A 21,878-nucleotide genomic window follows, 5' to 3' on the forward strand; every position below is an offset into this window, starting at 1 on the left:
TAACCCTTAACTTCTGCGCATCACGGCAACTTTACGTCACACACCGTTACGCATCTAAGGGTTATGTTCTTACTACAGAACAACGACGCAGCCCGCCCCGCGCCGCTGCGCAAGGCCCCCCTCGCCGGGCGGCGCCCGTGTCATGCCCTCGCTTTGCGCTCGCGGAAGGCCCACTTTCGGAGAAATCCATGACCGATCCTTCCACCTATCCCCTCCATCGCCGGGGCCGCGTTCCGCTACTGATCTTCGGCATCGTGCTCGTCCTGATCGGCCTCGTGCTCGGCGTCGGCGGCGTGCGCCTCGTCTCGCTCGGCGGCTCCTGGTACTACCTGATCGCGGGCCTGGGGCTGGTCCTCTCCGGCCTGGGCTACGCGCGGGGTTCGCGCGCCGGGGCCTGGCTGTTCGCGCTGGTTTTCATCGGTACGCTGATCTGGTCCTTCTGGGAAGTCGGGCTCGACTTCTGGCAACTGGTGCCGCGGTTGATCGGCGTGATCGTGCTGGCGCTCGTGGCCGCGCTGCTGCACCCGCTGCTGCGCCCCGTGGGCGAGCCGGGCGGCAACAAGGGGGCCTACTCGCTGGCCATGCTGTGCGTGCTGGCGCTGGCCGGCTTCGGCTTCCTGATGTTCCAGCCCCACTTCCCCGTGAGCGCCACGGGCGACGCCCCCACGGCGGTGCCGGCCGCCGCCTCGGGCGGCGACTGGGACCACTACGGACGGGATGCGGCGGGCACCCGCTACGCCCCCTTCTCCCAGATCGACAAGAGCAATGTCGGGAACCTGCAGGTCGCCTGGACCTTCCGCACCGGCGAACCGGCGATCAACGGCGCCGAGGACCAGAACACGCCGCTCCAGGTGGGCGATACGGTGTACCTGTGCACGCCGCACAACCAGGTTTTCGCGCTGAACGCCGAGACCGGCGAGCAACGCTGGAAGTTCGATCCCAAGGCCAGTTCGCCGGTCTGGCAGCGTTGCCGCGGGGTGAGCTACTACGACGCCAGCGCCTCGATGACGGATGCCGCCGCCGACGCCAGTTGCCGCCAGCGCATCGTCCTCAGCACCATCGACGCCCGCCTGATCCAGCTCGACGCCAGGACCGGCAGGCCATGCGCGGCTTTCGGCAACCAGGGCACGGTGGACCTCAAGGCCGGCATGGGAGAGGTCAAGCCCGGCTACTACTTCCAGACCTCCGCGCCCACGGTCGCGCGCGACCTGATCATCATCGGCGGCTGGGTGTACGACAACCGCGCGGTGGACGAACCCTCGGGCGCGGTGCGCGCCTTCAGCGCGAAAAGTGGCGAGCTCGTCTGGGCCTGGGACCTGGGCAACCCCGCCATCACCAAGCTGCCGCCCGACGGCGGCTCGTACACGCGTGGCACGCCCAATGTCTGGTCCACGCCCGCCTACGACGACAAGCTCGGCCTGCTGTACCTGCCCACCGGCAATTCGCCGCCGGACTTCTGGGGCGCCCACCGCAGCAAGGCGGCCGAGGAATACGCCTCGTCCGTCGTCGCGCTGGACGTCGAGACCGGCCGCGAACGCTGGAAATTCCAGACCACCCACCACGACCTCTGGGACTATGACGTGGGCACGCCGCCGACGCTGTATGACCTGCCCGACGGCAAGGGCGGCACGGTCCCGGCGCTGATCCAGGCCACCAAGCGCGGCCAGATCTTCCTGCTGGACCGCCGCGACGGCACGCCGCTGGCCGACGTCAAGGAAGTGCCCGTGCCGCAGGGGGCGCAGGAAGGCGACTGGACCTCGCCCACGCAGCCCTACTCGGTCGGCATGCCCGGCATCGGGACCAAGCCCTTCACCGAAGCCAGCATGTGGGGCGCCACCTTCTTCGACCAGCTGTGGTGCCGCATCGAGTTCCGCAAGATGCGCTACGAAGGCGACTTCACCCCGCTGCGCGCCGACCGCCGCACGCTGATCTACCCGGGCTACTACGGCGGCATGAACTGGGGGGGCGTCTCGGTGGTGCCCGCGCTCGACTACCTGGTGATCAACGACATCCGCATGCCGCAGTGGGCCCGCCTGATCCCGCGCGACGAAACGCCGGACCCGACCAAGGCCGCCTCGGTCCACGAAGGCTATGCGCCGCAGGAGGGCACGCCGTACGGCATCTCGAAGAACGGCTTCATGTCGCCGCTGGGCGTGCCCTGCCACGCGCCGCCCTACGGCACCATGACCGCCATCGACCTGAAGACCCGCAAGACCGTCTGGCAGGCGCCGATGAGCACGCTGCAGGACACCGGCCCCCTGGGCATCAAGACCGGCCTGCAGATTCCCATCGGCATGCCCACGCTGGGCGGGCCGCTGACCACGGCATCGGGCCTGGTGTTCTACGCCGGCACGCAGGACTACTACCTGCGCGCCATCGACGTCCTGACCGGCAAGGAGTTGTGGAAGGGCCGGCTGCCGGTGGGCGCGCAGGCCACGCCCATGACCTACATGTCGCCCGAGAGCGGCCGGCAGTTCGTCGTGATCTCGGCCGGCGGCGCGCGGCAATCGCCGGACCGTGGGGATTACGTGATCGCTTACGCGCTGCCGAAGCAGCCGTAGCTGAGCTAGACTGCCGACGCAGGCCCGGCCCGCGCCGGGCCGGGGTTCCGCCACCGGCAGGACGCCGCGTGGCGGTCTTCGTCGATGCAGGCTCATGACTCCCTTTCACGGCAAACTCAAGATCCGGCACCTGGAAATCGTGCTGGCCATCGCCGATTCCGGCAATCTCTCCAAGGCGGCCCAGCAGTTGCACAGCACCCAGTCGGCGCTGTCGCGCGCGCTGGCCGAGATCGAGGAACTGCTGGGTGGCCGCCTGTACGAGCGCACCGGCAAGGGCATGGCCTGCACGCCGCTGGGCGAGGCCATGTGCCGCCACGGCCGCGTGTTGCTGGGCGACCTGCGCAAGGCCGAGATGGACCTGGCCGCCATCGGCCGGGGCGAACAGGGCAGCCTGGTGGGGGGCTGCTTCTCGCTGTTCTCGGGCTGGCCGCTGACCGACACGGCGCGCCGGTTCCGCGAACGGCACCCCGACATCGCGCTGACCATCACGACGGGCAACCACGACGACCTGCTGGCCGACCTCGACAGCGGCGCGCTGGACGTGTTCCTGAGCCGGGCGCGTCCGACCATGAATCCGGACATCTACCGCGCCGACCCCATCATCACCGATCCGGTGGCGCTGACCTGCGCGCCGCACCATCCGCTGGCCACCGGCCACGCCACGCTGGCCGATTGCGTGGCCTACCCGTGGATCACCGCCCTGCCCGGCAGCCGGATCCAGCGCGAGCTGGAAAGCAACCTGTCGCAGGCGGGACTGGCGCTACCGGCGACCATAGGCGCACTGTCGCTGGAGTTCGGCCGCGACTTCATCCGCGATGCCCGCCATCTCTGGATGCTGCCGGGCTGCGTCGCCGCCGCCATGCAGGCCCGCGGCGAAGTGCACGTGCTGCCGGTGGAGCTGGGCCTGTTGCCCGCTCCCATGGCGGCGATCTGGCGACGGGACCGGCCCGGCAGCCGCCACATGCGTGCCTTCGCCGACGCGCTGGCCGAGGTCGTGGAGCAAGCCGGCCTGCCCTACGGCCCCTGAGGCCGGGACGCCTTGCGCTTTTCGCATGGATTCGTCCGAATCCCGCATAGCCACGCGGTGGCCTTCGTCACTAAGATGCCCGGATCAGAACACGGGAGTCCGCCCCCCATGGCATCCACCCTAGACGTCCAGCTTCCCCAGGGTACGGTACGCGGCCTGCGCGGCCCGGCCGTGAACCGCTACGGCGCCATTCCCTACGCGCGCCCACCGGTGGGCGCCTTGCGCTTTCGCGCGCCCGAGCCCGCCGACTGGAACGGCCTGCTCGACGCCACGGGCGTGGGCACGATCGCGCCGCAACGGCCGGCCCGGCTGCGCGACGTCATGGGCGACCTGGACGGCGAACAGTCCGAGGACTGCCTGCACCTGACGATCTGGACGCCCGCGGCAGACGGCGCCCCGCGGCCGGTGGTGGTCTGGATACACGGCGGCGCCTGGCAGAGCGGCGCCGGCGCCCTGCCCTGGTATGACGGCTCGCGCCTGGCCGAGGAAGGCGACGTGGTCGTGGTCGCCATCAACTACCGGCTGGGCGCCCCGGGCTGGCTGTGCCTGCCCGGGCTGCCGGCCAACCTGGGATTGCTGGACCAGGAAGCCGCCCTGGAGTGGGTGGTCCGCCATATCGGCGCGTTCGGCGGCGACGCCGGACGCATCACGGTGATGGGGCAGTCGGCCGGCGCGAGCTGCATCGCCGCGCTGTGCGGGCGCCAGCCGCGCTTCCACCGTGCCATCCTCCAGAGCGGCGCACTGGGCCGGGGCTTCCGCAGCCTGGAAGACGCTTACGCGCTCGGCCAATTGTTCATGGAAGCGGCCGGCGCGGCCGACCTGGAGGCGCTGCGCGCGCTGCCCATCGAACGACTGCTGGACGCCCAGCAAGCGCCTTCGGTCCTGTCCGCGCTCTCCGCCGGAAACTACGCCGGCCCCCTGTTCACCGTGGTCGCGGACGGCACGGTCGTGCCGCGCGATGCGCAGGCACGCATGGCCGACTGGGCCGGCGCCCGCGACGTGCTGGTCGGCACCACGCGCGACGAGATGGCGGCCTTCCCCGGCTACGGCACCGATGCCGATAGCCGCGCGGTAGGCGAAGCGGCATTTGGCGCCGGCTCGCGCCAGTGGGCCGACGACGCGCGGCGCGCGGGCCGCCAGGCCTGGTCGTACCGGGTCGACTTCGGCCCTACCGAGCGCTTCGGCGCCTGCCATTGCATCGAACTGCCGCTGCTGTTCGGCACGCTGGAGGCCTTCGGCCCGGCCCCCATGCTGGCCGGCGCCGATCCCGGCCACGTACGCGACCTGTCCGCGCGGATGCGCGCCGCGTGGCTGCGCTTCATACGCGGCGGCTCTCCCGGCTGGGACCCTGCCCCGGCGATGCAGATCTTCGATTGACCTCCTTCACTGCGAGACCATCACCATGACCGCTTTCCTCAGGCAGGCGCTGTGCGTCCTGTCGCTGCTGGCCGCCGGCCCCGCCCTGGCCGCCTGGCCCGACAAGCCCGTCCGCATCGTCGTGCCCAACACGCCGGGCGGCCCGGTCGACGTCACCATGCGGCTGCTGGCCACCGAGCTGTCCAGGAAATGGGGCCAGCCCGTCATCATCGAGAACAAGGCCGGCGCATCCGGCATGATCACCGGCGCGGCGGTCGCCTCGTCGCCGCCCGACGGCTACGTGCTGGGCACCATGCTCGCGGCGACCATGACCATCGTGCCCTTCGCGGTGGACAGGATGCCCTACGATCCGCGGAAGGACCTGGCCCCCGTCACGACCGTAGCGCGCACGCCCTTCATCTTCCTGGTCCCGAAGGACAGCCCCTTCAAGACCTGGAAGGATTTCGTCGACGCAGCGCGCCAGCGCGAGCTGAAACTGGGTTCCTACTCCATCGGCACGGGCTTCCACGTGGGCTGGGAACGCATCGCGCGCCAGGCCGGCATCAAGGTGCTCTACGCTCCCTCATCCTCGGCGGCCAAGACCCAGGGCGACCTGCTGGGCGGCATCCTCGACATCTCGTTCGATGCGCCTTCCAGCGCCAAGGGCCTGATCGACAGCGGCCGGCTGCGCCCCCTGGCCATCACCAGCGCGCAGCGCTTCAGCGGACTGCCCGACGTCCCCACGCTGGACGAGTCGGGCCTGAAGGGTTTCTCGACCGAACCCTGGTTCAGCCTGATGGCACGCGCCGGCACGCCCGACGACGTCATCGCGAAGATCCAGCGCGACGTCGCGGCCGTGCTGGCCACGCCGGCCATGCACAGGCAAATGGAAATGCTGGGCCAGGTGCCGGTGGCCGACACGCCGGCAGAATTGGCCGAGACCGTGCGCAAGGACCGCGCCGCCATGGAGCCGCTGGTCAAGGAACTGGGCATACGGCTGCAGTGACGGCCGGCTGGCCCGCGGCACCGGAAGCCCGTACCATCACGGCTTTACGATGGCCGTCCGCATGACCTCGCCGCAACTCAACCGCATCCGCCTGCAACACATCCGCTGCCTGCTCGCCACCGCGCAGCACGGCAACATGCGCGCCGCGGCCGAGTTCCTGTCCATCACCCAGCCCGCCGTCAGCAAGATCATCAAGGAGCTGGAAGAGATCGTCGGCAAGCCGCTGGTGGTCCGCCAGCGCCACGGCGTCGCCCTGACGCCCGCGGGCATGGCCTTCGTGCAGCATGCGCGCCAAGGCGTGATGGCGCTGGAGATGGCGCTGGGCGAAGCCCGCGACCCCGAGGGAGACGCCGTCAAGCTGGGCGTGCTGCCCTCGCTGGCGGTCGACCTGCCGCACGAGATCCTGCGCAGTTGGCGCGCGCGCGGGCGCCACGGCCCCGTGCGCCTGGAGACCGGCATGAATCCGGAGTTGCTGGCGCGGCTGCGTCAGGGCGAGCTGGACGTGGTCGTGGGCCGGCTGGCCGAGCCCGACCACATGCTGGAACTGCGCTTCGAGCCGCTGTGGAGCGAGCCGCTGGTCGTGGCCATGCGGCCGGAACACCCGCTGGCGCGCACCGAGTGGCAGGCCTGGCAGGCGCCGGCGCACCCGGTGATCCTGCCCTTGCCCGGCACCAGCATCTACCAGGCGGCCGACAGCTTCCTGGGCCAGTTGCGCTCCGGCGCCAGCCATGACCGCCTGGAAACCCTGGCCATCCCCTTGGCCCGCAATTTGGCCTTGAACAGCGATGCCCTGTGGTTCGCCTCGCTCAGCACCGTCAAGGCCGACCTCGAACAGGGCGTGCTGGTGGCGCGCCGCGTGCCCGGGGCCGCCACCGAGGCGGTCGGACTCTTCACCCAGGCGCAGCCGGGCACCAGCCGACCGCTGGCCGGGGACATGGCCGACACGGTGCGCGGCGTGGCCGTGCGCTGGCGGGCCGCGTGCGAAGACCTGGGCTGGGATCCCGCCTAAAGGCCGGCTGGGTTCCAAGATATTCCCTACCGTTATATCACGGCGGCATATTCTTCACTTGCCCCTGGACCGGGGCGTGACTACAGTTGCCCCTGCGAACATTCCCACAAACGGTACAGAGACATGAGCAATCCCCTTCTGCCTCCCTCGACGACCGGCGTCTTCGTGCAGCGCGACAGCGACGCGCACCCGCCCGCCTACACCCCCGGCTACAAGACCAGCGTGCTGCGCTCGCCGCGCAAGGCGCTGATCTCCAACGTCGGCACGCTGTCCGAGATCACCTCGCCCGTCTTCCGCCCCGAGGAACTCGGCCCCAAAGACAACGACCTGATCACCAACTTCGCCAAGGACGGCCTGCCCATCGGCGAACGCGTCATCGTCCACGGTTTCCTGCGCGACCAGTTCGGCCGCCCCGTCAAGAATGCCCTGATCGAAGTGTGGCAGGCCAACGCCAGCGGCCGCTACCGCCACAAGAACGACACCTACATCGGCAGCCTGGACCCCAACTTCGGCGGCTGTGGACGCATGCTGACCGACGAGAACGGCTACTACATGTTCCGCACCATCAAGCCCGGGCCCTACCCCTGGCGCAACCGCATCAACGACTGGCGCCCCTCGCACATCCACTTCTCCATCCTGGCCGACGGCTGGGCCCAGCGCCTGATCACGCAGCAGTACTTCGAAGGCGATCCGCTCATCCCGCACTGCCCCATCCTCAAGACCATCAGCAACGAAGAGCAGGTCCGCGGCCTGATCGCCATGCAGGACATCGGCAACTTCATCGCGCTGGACAGCCGCTGCTACCGCTTCGACATCACGGTGCGCGGCCGCACCGCCACCTGGTTTGAAAATTGATCGAGGGCAGGACCATGAGCACCCAAATCACCTTCCTTCCTGAAACCGCCTCGCAAACGGGCGGCCCGTACGTGCACATCGGCCTCGCTCCCAAGCAGGCCGGCTTCGACATCTTCGAAAACAACTTCGACAACAACCTGGTCAAGCCCGAGACCAAGGGCGAGCGCATCCGCCTCGAAGGCCAGGTGTACGACGGCAGCGGCACCGTGCTGCGCGACGTGCTGGTCGAGATCTGGCAGGCCAACGCCGCCGGCAAGTACGCCCATCCCGCCGACACGCAGGACAAGCCCATCGATCCCGCCTTCCGCGGCTGGGGCCGCACCGGCGCCGACTTCGACACCGGCTTCTACAGCTTCGAGACCATCAAGCCCGGAGCCGTCCCCGGCGCCAGGGCCGGCACGATGCAGGCCCCGCACATCTGCCTGATCCTGTTCGCCCGCGGCATCAACCTCGGCCTGCATACCCGCGTCTACTTCGAGGACGAGAAGGCAGCCAACGCCAAGGACCCCATCATCAACGGCATCGAATGGGAAGTCCGCCGCGACACGCTGATCGCCAAGCGCGAGGAGCGCGACGGCAAGGTGGTGTATCGCTTCGACATCCGTATCCAGGACACGCCGGACGGCGGCAAGGAAACGGTGTTTTTCGACGTCTGATCCAGCCGTCGCGAGTGGCCCGCCGGCAGGCGGACCCCTGAATGCCCTCGATTCGGACGCTCTGGCGTCAAGAACGAGGGCATTTTTTGTAGCCACGAGGCTACGAAAATATGGCTTTCACAAAATTTTGTAGCCCCTTGGCTACAAAATAGAATCGATGTTTGTGCCTCTGAGGCTACAGGAATGCTAGGATAGGCCAATATTGAGGCCCAGGGGCTACAAAATGACAACACTAGGAGATGTCGCAAGCATGTTGCGGTCGGCCCGCAAAGATAGCGGTCTGTCCCAGGAGGAAATGGCGCAGCGGGCCGGCGTGGCCCGCTCCACGCTGGCTCGCATGGAAACCGTCGCCCGCGGCGACATGAGCGTTTCTGCGCTAGTCCGATTGCTGGAAGCGGCCGGCTATGACCTGAAAGTGGTCAAGGCAGGCCATATCCGCACCTTGGACGATATCCTTGCGGAACAGCGCCAGCGAGGCGACTCATGAGGCTGGACGTCCACGTGCTCGGCCAACGCGTGGCCAAGCTCTTTCGCGAAGGCGACGAATACGTCTTGCAGTATGAACCCGGAACGCCGGACGACGCCTTCGTCAGCCTGGCCATGCCCGTGCGCAACGAACCCTGGCGCTGGCCGCGCGACCTGCATCCCTTCTTTCGCCAGAACTTGCCCGAGGGCCATCTGTTGAGCGTGATCCGGGAGGTCTTCGGACCACTCATGGATGGCACCGACCTGTCATTGCTGGCCATAGTCGGTGCCTCCGGAATCGGGCGCGTAGCGGTAACGGCCGAAGGTGCTGCGCCCGGTGCGGAACTCACGCCTCTGAACATCGAGGAATTACTCACCGCGGACAATACGGCTCAACACTTCGACGCCCTGGTCCGCCAGTATGCACGCAGCGCCATATCAGGCGTCGTGCCCAAGTTCCTCGCCCCGGCTTTCTCCACGAGCGGCGATGCGCCATCCCTGGGCAAGACAACGCTGCGCACGCCACGACACATCATCAAGGGCTCCGACGACGGCACTCCGTTCCTCGGATTCAACGAATTCCACAGCCTTTGGGTCCTGCGCCGCCTGAACGTCGTACCGGTCGTGCATACGCGGATGTCCGACGATGGCCGGGTCTTGATCGTCGACCGATTCGACCTGGACCAGACGGGCCGGCCCGTTCGTGGCGTCGAAGATGCCTGCAGCCTGCTCGGCCTGCCTCCCCACGAGAAATACGCGCCATCCACCGAACGCGTGCTCCACGCCACGCGCGCTTATATCCCGCCTGCCAACTCGAGATTCCAACTTCTTCACCTGGGCTGGCATCTGCTGGTGAACTATGTCGTCCGCAACGCCGACTGCCACGCCAAGAACATCGCCCTGTACTACACCTCGCGCGACGACGTGGCCTACACGCCCGTCTATGACGTGGTGACCACCCAGGCCTACCCCCAGTTCAGCAACAACGCGCCCGGCCTGTCCATCGACGGACGCAAGACCTGGACTCCAGGCAAAACGCTGGAGCGGTTCTTCGCGGCCCGGCTCGGCATACCTCCCAGCCAATACAAGGCCATGGTGGAACAACTATGCGAATCGGCCGTCGAGGTGGGCCGGGAAGTCATCGAGGCAGCCCGCAACGAACCGCGCTGGAGGTGGATCGCCAAGCAGATGGTGCACGCATGGAACGACGGCATGTGCGCGCTCCGGAGCCCGAGGATGGATGGGAAATATCGTGGCCTGGATGCCGCCATCGAGGAGGCCGGCTACGAAGCGGCCGACACGCCTCGATCCGCTGGCGAAGTCATCGGCCGCTCTGAATTGCTGGCTCGCCGCCGCACATAGGGAAGCTGCGTCAGCCTGTCTGTGCCAGCCAGTCATGCACCAGGTCCGCGATGTCCAGACTGTTGCGGTCCATCATCAGCATGTGCGAGTTGCCCGGCATACCCAGTTCGGGCAGGGACATCAGGCGCACGTCGCCGTGGGTGGCGGCGAAGTCATGGATGCCGGCGCGCATGCGCGGCCAGCGCGGGTCGGTATCCATGTTGTCACCCATCACGACCAGCGTGGGAACGCGGTAAGGGCGATGCGGCTCCAGCGCGGGAATGCTGGCCGGTTCCAGCGCCACCACGGCCCGCACCAGGTCCGGGCGGGCGTGGGCCGCGCGCAGGCCGAACACGCCCGCTTGCGAATGGCAGACCACGATGGCCGGGCCGGTCTTCTCCAGCAAGGCCAGGTAGCCGGCCAGCACGGCCGCGTCGGTGCTGGTCCAGCGGGGCACCATCTGGCTGACCAGTCCGTCGAAGGCCTCCACCGGGAAGCGGGTGTTCGCATAAGCTTGTGAAGCGCGCCGTCCGGCTTCGCCGGGCTGGCCGATGCGGAAACGCTCGTAGATGTCCTCGGCGGTCTGGATGACGGGCGCCTCGGGCCAGACCTCGGGCACGCGCGCAAAGCCCGAGCGTCCGCGTTCGACGGCATCGCACAGGTAGCAGTCCCAGCCCCGCCGCAGGAAATAGTGCAGCCATCCCGGCCGGCCGTCCGGGGTGGTCTCCCAGGCCGCTCCCGTCATGCCTCCGCCGTGCCAGAACAGGATGGGCGCACGATCGGGCGCGGGGTCCGCCAGGAAGTATTGCGCGTACATCTGCTCGACGCGATAGTGGCCGTTGGGATCCACCCGCACGGGTTGCCCGCCTTCGGCCATCAGCAGTTCGCGCGTCGGCAGGCCCCGCAGCTCGATCTCGCGCCCGCCGACGTGGAAAGCGCCCATGTCCCGCAGCCGCAAGGGGCCGGCGCGCCCGGGCCGGACGTCGCCGGCGGCATGGTGCATGCTCATTCCGCGCGAATCTTGTTGGCCTGGATGATGGTTTTCCACTTCTCGTTCTCGCCTGCGATAAACCGGGCCAGGGCCTGCCGCGAGCCTGGCGCGACGTCCACGCCCAGTTGCTGCATGCGCGTCTGCACCTCGGGCGCCTTCAGCGCCGCCACGAAGGCCTGGTTCAGGCGGTCCAGCACCGCGTCGGGCGTGCGCGCCGGCGCCATGATGCCGAACCACGGGGTGATCAGGAAATCCGGGACGCCCGCCTCGGCGAAGGTCGGCACGTCGGGGATGGAAGGCGAACGCTTCTCGCTGGCCACCGCCAGCGCGCGTAGCTTGCCCGAGCGGATGCTGGGCAGCGACGCGGGCAGGTTGTCGAAGTACATGTCGACCTGCCCGCCAAGCAGGTCGGCCGCGACCTGGCCCGCCCCCTTGTACGGAATGTGCGTCAGCTCGATGCCGGCCTTGGTGTTGAGCAGTTCCGTCGCCAGGTGCGCCGAAGTACCGATGCCGGACGAGGCCGAGTTGAGCTTGCCCGGGTGCGCCTTGGCATAGGCGATCAGCTCGGCCACCGACTTGGCCGGCACCTTGGGATTGACGACCAGCACGCTGGGCACGGTGCCGATCATGGCGACCGGCGCGAAGTCCTTCACCACGTCATAAGGCGCCGGCGTATAGAGCGAGGGCGCGACCGCGCAGCCGAACGCGCACATCAGCAGCGTATAGCCGTTGGGTTCGGCGCGCGCCACGGCCTGGCCGCCAATGTTGCCGCTGGCGCCGACCCGGTTCTCGACGATCAGGGGCTGCCCCAGCGTCTTCGACAAGGTCTCGCCCAGCACCCGCGCCAGGATGTCCGGCGTCCCGCCGGGAGGATAGGGCACGACCACGGTAATGGGCTTGGCGGGAAAGTCGGCGGCCGCGACGGCGCCGCATGCTGCCATGGCGGCGATGCCGGCGGCCAGCGCCGCGGTCCAGCGGCGCGCGCGCGAATTCGGGGTACGGTTCATGGTGTCTCCAGGATGGGCCTTTTGGCGGCCGGATGCCGCGCACTATAGCCAGCGGCCCCGCTCGCCGGCCAATGCCGGGATCGCAAGACATCCATACCAGAATTGCTATAGTGTTTCCCGATCATGCCCACCAGACATACCCCTGCCGACCGCGCGAAACTGCCCAACCTGCGCCGGATGGACATGAACGCGCTCTTGACCTTCGACGCGCTCATGAAGACCCGCAGCGCCACCGCGGCCGCCGCGCTGCTGCACAAGACCCAGCCGGCGATCAGCCGCGAGCTGGCGCGGCTGCGGCGCACGCTGGACGATCCGCTGCTGGTGGTGACGAAAGGCCGCTTCACGCCCACCGAGCGCGCGCTGGAACTACATGCCGTCGTGCGCGACGCGCTGGACCGCATCGAGCACGCGCTGAGCCCGCCCGAGGACTTCGATCCCGCCGGGGCCACCGGTACCGTCAACATCGGGACGGGGGCGCACATCGAACTGCTGCTGGGCGCGCCGCTGCTGCAGCGCCTGCGCGCGGCGGCGCCCCGACTGATCGTCCGCTTCCAGTCCGTGCACGGCGACTTCATACCCGACGACCTGGACGCGGAACGCATGGACATCGCCATCGGCCTCTTCAGCGAGGTTCCCCGGCGCTTCCATTCCATGCGTTTGTTCGCCGATCGCCGGGTCTGCCTGCTGTCGGCCACGCATCCCATGGCGCGGCGCAAGCGCCTGTCGCTGGACGAGCTGGACCGGCTGCAGTGGTTCGCCTTCGCGCAGATGTATGGCCGGCCCACCAACTTCGACCGGCTGCTCAAGCCGCGCCACCGCGACCTGGCGTTCTCGGCGTACCTGTCGGGCTTCGGCATCACGCCCTACGTGCTGCTAGAGACCGACTACGCGACCACCCTGCCGGCCTGCGTAGCCGAGGTGCACCAGCGGCACTTCCCGCTGGCCTCGATCGAACTGCCCGCGCCGCTGCGCGATATCGAGTTCTTCATGGTGTGGTCCAAGCGGCAGCACACCTCGCCCCTGCACACCTGGGTGCGGGGCGAGATCCTGCGGGTGCTGGAGGAAAGAACGGGCCGCGCTATTCCAGGAAATTCCCCGCCGCGAAAACGATAGGCGGTGCGTCCTGGTCGAAGCTCACGCCGATCGGGTCGCCGCCGGCCGCCACGATGTCCAGTTGCTGCTTGAACATGCGCCGCAGCAGGACCAGGCCGCGATCGGAGGTCGCCAGGTTCTCTTCCGAATGCCAGGCGATCGGCCCCTGGCTGACCTGGGCCTCGTAGTCCCCCGGCATGCGCTGGTGTTCCTCTTCGGTCAGTTCCTCCCACAGCTTGCCGTTCATGCGCGACCGCGAACGCGCGATGTCGCCCGCGCGGCGCACCCGGCCCGCCGTGTAGATCCGGAAGCTGGTGTCGTCGATGGGCAGGACCCAACCCAGCGACTCCACGGTGCCGTAGTGCGCCAGCCGGGGGCTGGGGATCACCCGCAAGGTGGGCAGCGCGGCCTCGCCCACGCGGCGCAGCGTCTTGCCGTCGTCCAGCCGCCGTACCGCCGTGGCGCTGACGCCCGCGTCCGTGTAGTCGAACGTGACCTCGGGCATCACACCCATCTGCGGCACGAATTGCGTGCCGCTGAAGCTCGAGTGCAGGATCGCGACGTGGAAGGGATCGACCACGTTCTCGAAGTGCTGCAGCCAGTTGCAGGGAATGATCTGCGGACCGCCTCCGCCTATGCTCTGGTCGTTGGCCTCGATAAACTCGCCCTGGGCCAGGTTCTCCAGCGCGGCGTAGCGCGGCAGGACCGGTTTCCTGGCAGGCGGCCCCATGTAGGCGAAGATCAGGCCGTAGCGTTCTTCGACGGGATACCAGGGCTGGCGGATGCGGTCGCGCGACAGGCCGCCCTGCGGCTCGCAGGGCTGGTCGGTGCAATGGCCCTGCACGTCGAACAGCCACCCGTGGTAGCAGCAGCGTATGCCGCCGTCCTCGACGCGGCCGTAGTACAGCGAGGTGCCGCGATGGGCGCAGTGCGGATACAGCAGCCCGGGCCGCCCCTGGCGGTCGCGGAACAGGATCAGGTCCTCGCCCAGCGCGCGCACCTTGCGCGGCACCTCGCTCGCGTCGGCCGACACGCCGATGGGATGCCAGTAGCGGCGCAGCAGTTCGCCCATGGGCGTGCCCCGGCCGACCTGCGTCAGCGTGGCGTTGTAGGTGGCGGGCTTGCGCTCGTAGGCGGTGCCGGCATCCGGCAATGTCGTGGTCGTCATGTTCCCTCGTCCTCGTGTCCTGGTTTCAGTTCTTCAGCGTCACCCCGGCGGCATCCACCAGTTGCTTGAAACGGGCGTAGTCGGCGCGGGCATTGGCGATGAATTCATCTGGCCGGTTGGCCACCGGCCGGAATCCGAGATCGACGATGCGGGCGCGCACATCGTCCGTACGGGTGGCCGCCTGCAGGCTGGCCACGAGCTTGTCGCGCACCGCGGGCGGAATACCGGCGGGCGCGTAGGCGCCTATCCAGCCTTCGAGCTCGAAGCCTTTGAGCCCTTGCTCCAGAAACGTGGGAACGGCGGCGAGTATGGGCGCGCGCTGCCGCCCCGGCACGCCCAGGACCTTCATCTTCCCCGCCTGCGACATGTTGCGGGCGGTGCCCGGATTGGCCCAGGCCAGGTCCAGCCGGCCCGCTTCCATGTCCTGGTGGGCGATGGACTCGGTCTTGTAGGGCACGTGTATCAGCCCCGGGATGGCTTCGTGCCTGAGCAGCTCGCCGAACAGATGGGCGATCGTGCCGGTGCCCCAGGTGCCGTAGGTCAGGCTCGGGTGCTTCCTGGCATAGTCCTTCAGCTCGGCCAGGTTCGAGTACGGCGCCGAGGCGGCGGCCACCAGCACCGGGCCGGAGCCGATGGCGAGCTGCGACAGCGGCTGGAAATCCCTGGCCGCATCGTAGGGCAGCTTGTCGTGAAGGATGGGATTGTTGATGTGCGTCGTCTGCAAGGTGATGAGCAACGTATAGCCGTCGGGCGGCGCCTTGGCGACGGCGTCCGCGGCCAGGATGCCGCTGGCCCCCGGCTTGGGGTCCACCACCACCGGCTGGCCCCAGGCCAACCGAAGTTGTTCGGCATAGGCCCGGGCCAGCAGGTCGATCGGGCTGCCGCCCGGACCGTAAGGAATGATGCGCACCGGGCGCGAGGGAAAGCCGCCGGCGCCCGACGGCTGGGCATGCGCGGCGCCGGCCGCGAGCCAGGCCAGCGACGCGGCGGCAAGCGCTCGCAGGGCAATGCGGACGTGGGCTTGCCACGCACGGCGGATACAGGACATGGTGGTCTCCTCCGGGCCTGGAGCGCGATGGATCCGCCACGGCCCTTTATATGCAAACGCAACGATATTAAAATTAACGACATATCATTGCATTGTCAACGACATGCAAAGTCGCCCCGCCGCGCGCGGCCGCCCCTATCATTGGCGTTTCGCCTTCCCGCCCCAGCCATGCCCGCCGCAAAGAAGAAGCTCGCATCCTTCAAGACCCTGCCGGCCTTCCAGCTCGAGATGCTGGCCGCGCTCGTGGCCAGCCGCAACGAACTGCGGCACCAGCGCCGCTTCGGGCTGCGCAGCGTCGAGTGTCATGTCCTGGGCATCGTCGGCGCGCAGGCGCCCATCTCGTTGCGCCGGCTGTGCGCCGAACTCGGACTGGACAAGAGCCATGGCAGCCGCCTGGTCGCCAAGCTGGAAGAACGCGGGCTGCTGGAACGCTGCGACGACCCTGCCGACAAGCGTTCGTTCTATCTCCTCCTGACACCGCAGGGCGTGGACATGCACGCGCGCATCCATGCCGATGCGGTCGAGCGCAACGCCGAATGGCTGGAGGGGCTGTCCGCCGCCCGACGTGGCGTGTTCCTCGAATGCGTCGCGCAATTGACTGCCCATTCCCAGGCCATGCTGGCACGGGAAGAAGCCGCGTCGGGGCAGCCGGCATCCCCGCGCCAGGAGGCCGGGGACGGCATCGAGACCCGCGGGCTCCTGCTGGTCGAACGAGCCAGGCTGCAGCAGTTGCACGAGCAATTGGCGGCGCTGCTGGCTCGCGGATAGGCCCGGCGCCATCTCGCGCATTTCGCCGGTAAATGCCGGGTATTTACGCTATTCGTTAGATTCCGCCCGGACCCCGGTGATACCGTCTCCTGGCCGGTGCCCGCCCGCGCGGGCCTGGAAGAACGGCCGCGAGCCGCCCAGAACGATGGAGACGATGATGCCCCTGAAAGTCCTTCCGGCCGCCGCGCTGCTGGCCGCCGCCTGTACCCTGCCCGCCTTCGCCCAGGCCCCCGTCAAGATCGGGTTCCTGGGCGAGTTCTCCGGCCCGCAGGCCGGCCTCGGCCAGGACATGTACGACGGCTTCATGCTGGGCATCCGGCAGGCCGGCGGCAAGCTGGGCGGCGTCCCCGTGGAGGTGCTGCGGGAGGACACGCAACTCAAGCCCGACGTGGCGGTGCAGGTGGCGCGCAAGCTGATCGAGAAGGACAAGGTGCCCATCATCGCCGGCATCACCTTCTCGAACATCATGATGTCGGTGCAGCCGCTGGCCACGCGGCGGGAGGTCTTCGTCATCGGCACCAATGCCGGACCTTCGCCGATCGCCGGCGACAAGTGCTCGCCCTACCAGTTCATCGTGTCGCGCCAGGGCGACCAGCAGGCCGAAGTGCTGGGCAAGTACGCGACGCAGCGCGGCTACAAGCGCGTGGTCATGATGGCGCCCAACTACCAGGCGGGCAAGGACGTGCTGGCCGGCTTCCGCCGCTACTTCAAGAACGAGGTCGTGGAAGAGATCCACACGCCGCTCGACCAGTTCGATTTCTCGGCCGAACTGTCGCGCGTCGCGGCCCACAAGCCCGATGCGGTCTTCGCGTTCTACCCCGGCAGCCCCGGCGTGAACTTCCTCCGCCAGTACCGCCAGCTAGGGCTGGCTGACCGCATCCCGCTGATGTCCGTCGCGGTGGTCGACGGCGTATCGCTGCCCGCGCTGCGCGAAGCGGCGCTGGGCGTGCTGCTGGGCAGCACCTGGGGCCCCGACCTGCCAGCCGAGGCAAACCGCCGCTTCGTGTCCGCGTTCGAGGCAGCCTATGGCCGCACGCCATCGGAATACGCCGCCACCAGCTACGATGCGGCCCGGCTGCTGGATGCGGCGATCGGCGCGGTCAAGGGCAACGTCGCGGACAAGCCCGCCTTCATGGCGGCGCTCAAGGCGGCCCGCTTCGACTCGGTGCGCGGCAACTTCAAGTTCGGCAACAACCATTTCCCCATCCAGGACCTGCACGTGTTCCAGGTCGTGCGCGACAGCGAGCACCAGGTCGCCCTCAAGACGGTGGAAACCCCGATGAAGGGAGTCCAGGACGCCTACCACGATGGATGTACCATGCGCTGACGGCGGACATGCCCTGAAGGCAGCTGCCGGGCCATGAACCTGAACACCCTGGACCTGAACCTGCTGCTTGTCTTCGACGCGGTGCTGCGCACCGGCAGCACCACCCTGGCCGGCGAGGAGCTGGGCCTGACGCAGTCGGCGGTCAGCAACGGACTGCGCCGGCTGCGCGCCGCCTTCGACGACCCCTTGTTCATCAAGACCGCGCAGGGCATGAGCCCGACGCCGATGGCCGAACGCCTGGCGCCGTCCCTGCGCGAGGGCCTGGACAGGATCCGGCAAGCCATCGACGACCGCGAGGATTTCGTGCCGGCCGCGTCGCAGCGCCAGTACGTCCTGTATGCCAGCGACACCGGCCAGCGCGTCTTCCTGCCCCGGCTGCTGGGTCGGCTGCGGCGCGAGGCCCCGGGCATACAACTGGTCACCTTGCAGGCCTCGCCCCGCGATGCGCCGCGGCTGATGGCCGCGGGCGAGATCGATCTCGCGCTGGGCTTCTTCCTGCATTTCCAGGCGGGTTTCTACCGCCAGAAACTGTTCAGCGACCACTACGTCTGCATGGCGGCAGCCGACCATCCCGCCATACGCGGTCCGATGACGCTGGCGCAGTACATGCACGCGCCACACGTGGTGTACCGCCCCGCCGTGGGCAGCCACGCGTTCTTCGAGGACGTCATCGACAAGCTGTTCTCCGAGCACAACCTGCGCCGCCAGGTGGTGCTGCAGGTCACTCATGGCCTGGGCCTGCCGGAAATCATCGCCGGCACCGACATGCTGGTGGCCGTTCCCGCCAGCCTGGCGCAGGCCTGCGCGGGCAGTCCCGGCGTGCGCTTCCTGCCGCTGCCGTTCGATGCGCCGCTGGTGGACATCACCCAGCAGTGGCACGAACGCTTCCACCGCGACCTGGGCCACGCCTGGCTGCGGCGGACCATTGCCGAGCTGTTCCAGGACGGCGGCGCCGCGCCCGCGTGAGCGCGGGCATTTGCGGCGGGAATCCGGGGTATTTCCACTATTCGTTGGCCGCGGCGGCGGCGCGCCGGTAGCGTGATGGCTTTCCAACGTCCACGGAAATACCGCCATGTCCGCGCCGTCCACCTCTCCCCTCATCCGCAACGCCTGGTATGCCGCCGCCACCTCGGCCGAGGTCGGCCGCACGCTGCTGGGGCGTCATCTGCTGGGAACGCCCGTCGTGCTGTACCGGACCGAGGCCGGTGAGCCCGTCGCCCTGCTCGATGCCTGCGCGCACCGGCAATTTCCCCTGTCGCGCAGCGCCCTGGTGGGCAACGACATCCGCTGCGGCTATCACGGCTTCACGTTCGACAGCAGCGGCGCATGCGTCCACATCCCCTCGTCCCCGCGCATTCCGCGCGATGCGCGCGTCCAGCGCTTCCCGCTGATCGAACGCCACGACATGCTGTGGATATGGCCGGGCGATCCCGCGCTTGCCGATTCCGCGCTGGTACCCGCCTGTCCTTGGCTGGACGGTTCGGCCAAGGTCTCGTACTACGCCCACCTGCGCGCACACTATCAGTTGCTGATCGAGAACCTGCTGGACTTCTCGCACGTGCCCTACGTCCATCACGACCAGCAGGGACACCCGGAACTGGCCCGCGTCATTCCCCGCGCGCGCGAGCACGGCGACACGGTGGTCAGCACGCGCATCATGCGCGAATCCAGCACGCCACCGCTGTGGTCGGACGTGATGGGGCTTCCCCTGGGTGCGCCCATGGACCATGACCAGCGCTTCGAATTCCACGCGCCTTCCGCCGTCTGCATCCGCCAGGCCGTCTGGGCTTCGCAGGCCCCGGAGCAACGCTACCCCTTTTCGACTACCCATTTCATGACCCCCGACGGCTGCGGCGCCACGCACTACTGGTCGTGGGTGTCCCTGGAATGGGAAGGGGTGGATCCGGCCACGCTCGAACGCATGGACCGCGGCGCGCGGGAAGTGGCGGACCAGGACGTGGTGGCGCTGGAAGCCCAGCAGGCCCTGCACGACCGCCTGCGCGACGGCGCGGTGGCCCATGGGGTGGTCAGCGTTCCCTTCGATGCCGGCTCGCTGCTGACCCGCCAGGTGCTGGCACGCATGGCGGAGCGGGAACGCGAGGCGGCGCGCGAACCCCGCACGGCCGCCTCCTGACCGGACGCGGCGCCTACCGGGACGGCGCGGCGCCCATGACCTCGCCCGAGATCTGCACCCGCCGGACCTCGGACAGGTACATGATGATCAGCGACACCCAGACCACGCCGTAGAGCAGCATGAAGCAGCTCGACCGCACCTCCAGGAGATCGGCCAGGAAACCGAACATGAGCGGCAGCAGGAAGCCGCCCAGGCCGCCGGCCAGCCCGACGACGCCCGACACCAGCCCCATGTTCTCGGGGAAATCGTCCGCCACGTACTTGAAGGTGGATGCCATGCCGAACGCGAACACCATGCCCAGCACGAACAGCAGCGCGGTGAACAGCCACATCGGCAGGTAGATGTGCAGGTTCGCGGTGCCGTCCATGGTCTTGATCACCAGCGTGGTGTCCGGATAGGACAGCAGGAACAGGCAGACCCAGGCCACCCACAGGCACCACCAGGTCGTGTTGTGGGCGCCGAAGCGGTCGGCCAGCACGCCGCCCACCGCGCGCAGCACCGAGCCGGGCAGCGAGAACCCGGCCGCCAGCCCCGCCGCCATGGCCAGCGACAGCCCGTACTCGGCCTTGAAGTACTGCGGGATCCACAGCGACAACGCCGTGAAGCCGCCGAAGGTGATCGAGTAGTACTGGCAGTACTTCCAGACCTTGGGGTTCCTGAGCACGGCCATCGACTCGCGCAAGCCCGCGCCCTTCTTTCCCGCGTCCGGATCGGGCGCGGCGGCCAGCCAGAAGATCGCGGCGGTCGCCAGCAGGGCGACGGCATAGATCCGCGGCACCGTACGCCAGCCGTAGAGCTCCAGCAGCACCGGCGTCAGGAACAGGTTCACCGCGGCCCCGACCGTGCCGGCGCCGAAGAAACCCATCGCGAAGCCGCGCCGCTCGGGCGGGAAGAAGCGCGCGACATAGGGCGTGCCCACCGCGAACGAAGCGCCCACCAGTCCCAGGAACAGCCCGATGGCCAGGAACTGCCAGAGCTGCTGCGCATAGCTGACGAGATAGACCGGAACCGCGCAAACCAGCAGCAGCACGGTCATGACGATGCGCCCGCCGAACCGGTCGGTCCATATTCCCAACGGCAGGCGGAACACCGCGCCGGTCAGCACGGGCGTGGAGGTGAGCAGGCCGAAACGGAAGGCATCCAGGCCCAGTTCCTCGCGTATCTGTATGCCCAGCACGCCGAACATCATCCACACCACGAAACACACCATGAAGGCCAGGGTGCTGGCATACAGCACCGAGTACGCCTTGAATGGAGTCGTCATGAACATTCTCCCGATCGACGGCCCGCCCCGTCCGGCGCCTGCGTTCGCACCATGCGCTATTGCAGCAGCGGCGAATCCGCCCCCTGCATGTCCAACCCCTTGATGTCTGCCTGGCCCACGAGCCATTGCAGGTACTGGTGGGTGGCGCGGCGCTGGCTGGCGGCCTGCAGCCACTCGGCGATGCGCGCGTGGGCGTCCTCGAAGGCCAGCGTGCGGCCCGGGTCCCGGGCGCCGGTACGGACGATGTGGAAACCGTACCGGGTCTCGACCAGCCGCTCGCGCAGCGTATGCGCCGGCATGGCGAACACCTCGGCCTCGAACTCCGGCACCGTTTCGCCGCGCCGTATCGTGCCCAGCCCGCCGCCGGCCGCAGCCGAGGGACAGTTGGAATATTGCCGCGCCATGTCGGCGAAGGCCGCCGGGCCCGCCTGCGCCAGGGCCTGCAGGATCTCGCTGGCCCGATGGCGCAGCACGGGCGCGCGGATGCGGGGCGTCAGCTGGAACAGGATGTGTTCGACCTCGACCCACGCGTCGACGACGAAGCGCTCGCCGTGCATGTCGTAGTAACGGCGGCAGGCGGCCTCGTCGGCGCTGGGCGTGCGCACCTCCGCCGCCAGCACCGCCCGTACCGCCTCGTCGCCTTGCGTGCCGACGCCCAGCGCGCGGGCCCGCTGGACCAACAGTTCCCGCAGCACCAGTTCCTGCGCAGCGCTTTCCATGGGATCGGCGGCCTCCTGGTGACGCCGGGCCTCCGACGCCAGGCGCGCCTCGTCGATGACGACGCCGTTGACCGATATCATGCC

Annotated in this window: 20 protein-coding genes; 14 read left to right on the top strand and 6 right to left on the bottom strand. The window is 68.6% G+C overall.

Annotation, left to right across the window (positions count from 1 at the left end; translation table 11 throughout):
• Positions 1-188 precede the first annotated feature (188 nt).
• The 9 genes from R4823_RS22515 to R4823_RS22555 all read left to right on the top strand — a co-directional run bounded on the left by R4823_RS22515 (position 189) and on the right by R4823_RS22555 (position 10,297).
• A complete protein-coding gene (locus R4823_RS22515) occupies positions 189-2,561 on the top strand; it encodes a membrane-bound PQQ-dependent dehydrogenase, glucose/quinate/shikimate family (protein WP_087839771.1) in 2,373 nt (790 codons plus the stop codon).
• 94 nt (positions 2,562-2,655) lie between these two features.
• A complete protein-coding gene (locus tag R4823_RS22520) occupies positions 2,656-3,588 on the top strand; it encodes a LysR family transcriptional regulator (protein WP_087839772.1) in 933 nt (310 codons plus the stop codon).
• Between the two features lie 108 nt (positions 3,589-3,696).
• A complete protein-coding gene (locus R4823_RS22525) occupies positions 3,697-4,965 on the top strand; it encodes a carboxylesterase family protein (protein ID WP_087839773.1) in 1,269 nt (422 codons plus the stop codon).
• Positions 4,966-4,990: 25 nt separating this feature from the next.
• The gene (locus R4823_RS22530) at positions 4,991-5,950 is read left to right on the top strand and encodes a tripartite tricarboxylate transporter substrate binding protein (protein WP_087839774.1); all 960 of its coding nucleotides are present in this window, start codon (positions 4,991-4,993) and stop codon (positions 5,948-5,950) included.
• 61 nt (positions 5,951-6,011) lie between these two features.
• A complete protein-coding gene (locus R4823_RS22535) occupies positions 6,012-6,959 on the top strand; it encodes a LysR substrate-binding domain-containing protein (protein ID WP_165963352.1) in 948 nt (315 codons plus the stop codon).
• Positions 6,960-7,082: 123 nt separating this feature from the next.
• Positions 7,083-7,814, top strand: a complete 732-nt coding sequence (gene pcaH, locus R4823_RS22540; RefSeq protein ID WP_087839776.1) for a protocatechuate 3,4-dioxygenase subunit beta — start codon at positions 7,083-7,085, stop codon at positions 7,812-7,814.
• Between the two features lie 14 nt (positions 7,815-7,828).
• Positions 7,829-8,470, top strand: coding sequence for a protocatechuate 3,4-dioxygenase subunit alpha (gene pcaG, locus R4823_RS22545; RefSeq protein ID WP_087839823.1), 642 nt, complete (start codon positions 7,829-7,831; stop codon positions 8,468-8,470).
• A 223-nt stretch (positions 8,471-8,693) separates the two neighbouring features.
• On the top strand, positions 8,694-8,957 hold the full coding sequence (locus R4823_RS22550; RefSeq protein ID WP_087839777.1) for a helix-turn-helix transcriptional regulator: 264 nt from the start codon (positions 8,694-8,696) through the stop codon (positions 8,955-8,957).
• Positions 8,954-10,297 (top strand): type II toxin-antitoxin system HipA family toxin, encoded by a 1,344-nt coding sequence (locus R4823_RS22555; protein WP_087839778.1) that lies wholly within the window; start codon positions 8,954-8,956, stop codon positions 10,295-10,297. Before R4823_RS22550 ends, R4823_RS22555 begins: the two co-directional genes overlap by 4 nt.
• A 10-nt stretch (positions 10,298-10,307) precedes the next feature.
• Here the strand turns inward: R4823_RS22555 and R4823_RS22560 are convergent, their stop codons facing one another.
• Positions 10,308-11,279, bottom strand: coding sequence for a hypothetical protein (locus R4823_RS22560; RefSeq protein WP_087839824.1), 972 nt, complete (start codon positions 11,277-11,279; stop codon positions 10,308-10,310).
• Positions 11,280-11,281: 2 nt separating this feature from the next.
• Positions 11,282-12,274, bottom strand: coding sequence for a tripartite tricarboxylate transporter substrate binding protein (locus tag R4823_RS22565; RefSeq protein WP_338616141.1), 993 nt, complete (start codon positions 12,272-12,274; stop codon positions 11,282-11,284).
• 123 nt (positions 12,275-12,397) lie between these two features.
• Between R4823_RS22565 and R4823_RS22570 the strand changes: the two genes are divergently transcribed.
• The gene (locus tag R4823_RS22570; RefSeq protein ID WP_087839780.1) at positions 12,398-13,387 is read left to right on the top strand and encodes a LysR family transcriptional regulator; all 990 of its coding nucleotides are present in this window, start codon (positions 12,398-12,400) and stop codon (positions 13,385-13,387) included.
• Here the strand turns inward: R4823_RS22570 and R4823_RS22575 are convergent.
• Together R4823_RS22575 and R4823_RS22580 are read right to left on the bottom strand one after the other, a co-directional pair.
• A complete protein-coding gene (locus tag R4823_RS22575; RefSeq protein WP_132980638.1) occupies positions 13,353-14,534 on the bottom strand; it encodes an aromatic ring-hydroxylating dioxygenase subunit alpha in 1,182 nt (393 codons plus the stop codon). The two genes, R4823_RS22570 and R4823_RS22575, sit on opposite strands and share 35 nt — an antisense overlap.
• A gap of 25 nt (positions 14,535-14,559) precedes the next feature.
• The gene (locus R4823_RS22580) at positions 14,560-15,582 is read right to left on the bottom strand and encodes a tripartite tricarboxylate transporter substrate binding protein (protein ID WP_132980639.1); all 1,023 of its coding nucleotides are present in this window, start codon (positions 15,580-15,582) and stop codon (positions 14,560-14,562) included.
• A 168-nt stretch (positions 15,583-15,750) separates the two neighbouring features.
• Between R4823_RS22580 and R4823_RS22585 the strand changes: the two genes are divergently transcribed.
• The 4 genes from R4823_RS22585 to R4823_RS22600 all read left to right on the top strand — a co-directional run bounded on the left by R4823_RS22585 (position 15,751) and on the right by R4823_RS22600 (position 19,811).
• Complete coding sequence (locus R4823_RS22585; RefSeq protein WP_165963354.1) at positions 15,751-16,350, top strand: MarR family transcriptional regulator; 600 nt, start codon at positions 15,751-15,753, stop codon at positions 16,348-16,350.
• A 157-nt stretch (positions 16,351-16,507) separates the two neighbouring features.
• Positions 16,508-17,677 carry an ABC transporter substrate-binding protein gene (locus R4823_RS22590; RefSeq protein WP_087839783.1) on the top strand — a complete coding sequence of 390 codons (1,170 nt, stop codon included), beginning with the start codon at positions 16,508-16,510 and terminating at the stop codon, positions 17,675-17,677.
• Positions 17,678-17,710: 33 nt separating this feature from the next.
• Entirely contained in the window at positions 17,711-18,643 is a 933-nt protein-coding gene (locus tag R4823_RS22595; RefSeq protein ID WP_087839784.1) for a LysR family transcriptional regulator, read from the top strand.
• Between the two features lie 106 nt (positions 18,644-18,749).
• On the top strand, positions 18,750-19,811 hold the full coding sequence (locus R4823_RS22600; RefSeq protein WP_087839785.1) for an aromatic ring-hydroxylating dioxygenase subunit alpha: 1,062 nt from the start codon (positions 18,750-18,752) through the stop codon (positions 19,809-19,811).
• Positions 19,812-19,824: 13 nt separating this feature from the next.
• Here the strand turns inward: R4823_RS22600 and R4823_RS22605 are convergent, their stop codons facing one another.
• Positions 19,825-21,075 (bottom strand): nitrate/nitrite transporter, encoded by a 1,251-nt coding sequence (locus R4823_RS22605; protein ID WP_087839826.1) that lies wholly within the window; start codon positions 21,073-21,075, stop codon positions 19,825-19,827.
• Between the two features lie 56 nt (positions 21,076-21,131).
• Entirely contained in the window at positions 21,132-21,875 is a 744-nt protein-coding gene (locus R4823_RS22610) for a peptidylprolyl isomerase (protein ID WP_087839786.1), read from the bottom strand.
• Between the last annotated feature and the right edge of the window lie 3 nt (positions 21,876-21,878).

The organism is Pigmentiphaga sp. CHJ604, from assembly GCF_036972535.1.
Taxonomy (GTDB): Bacteria; Pseudomonadota; Gammaproteobacteria; order Burkholderiales; family Burkholderiaceae_B; genus Pigmentiphaga; species Pigmentiphaga daeguensis.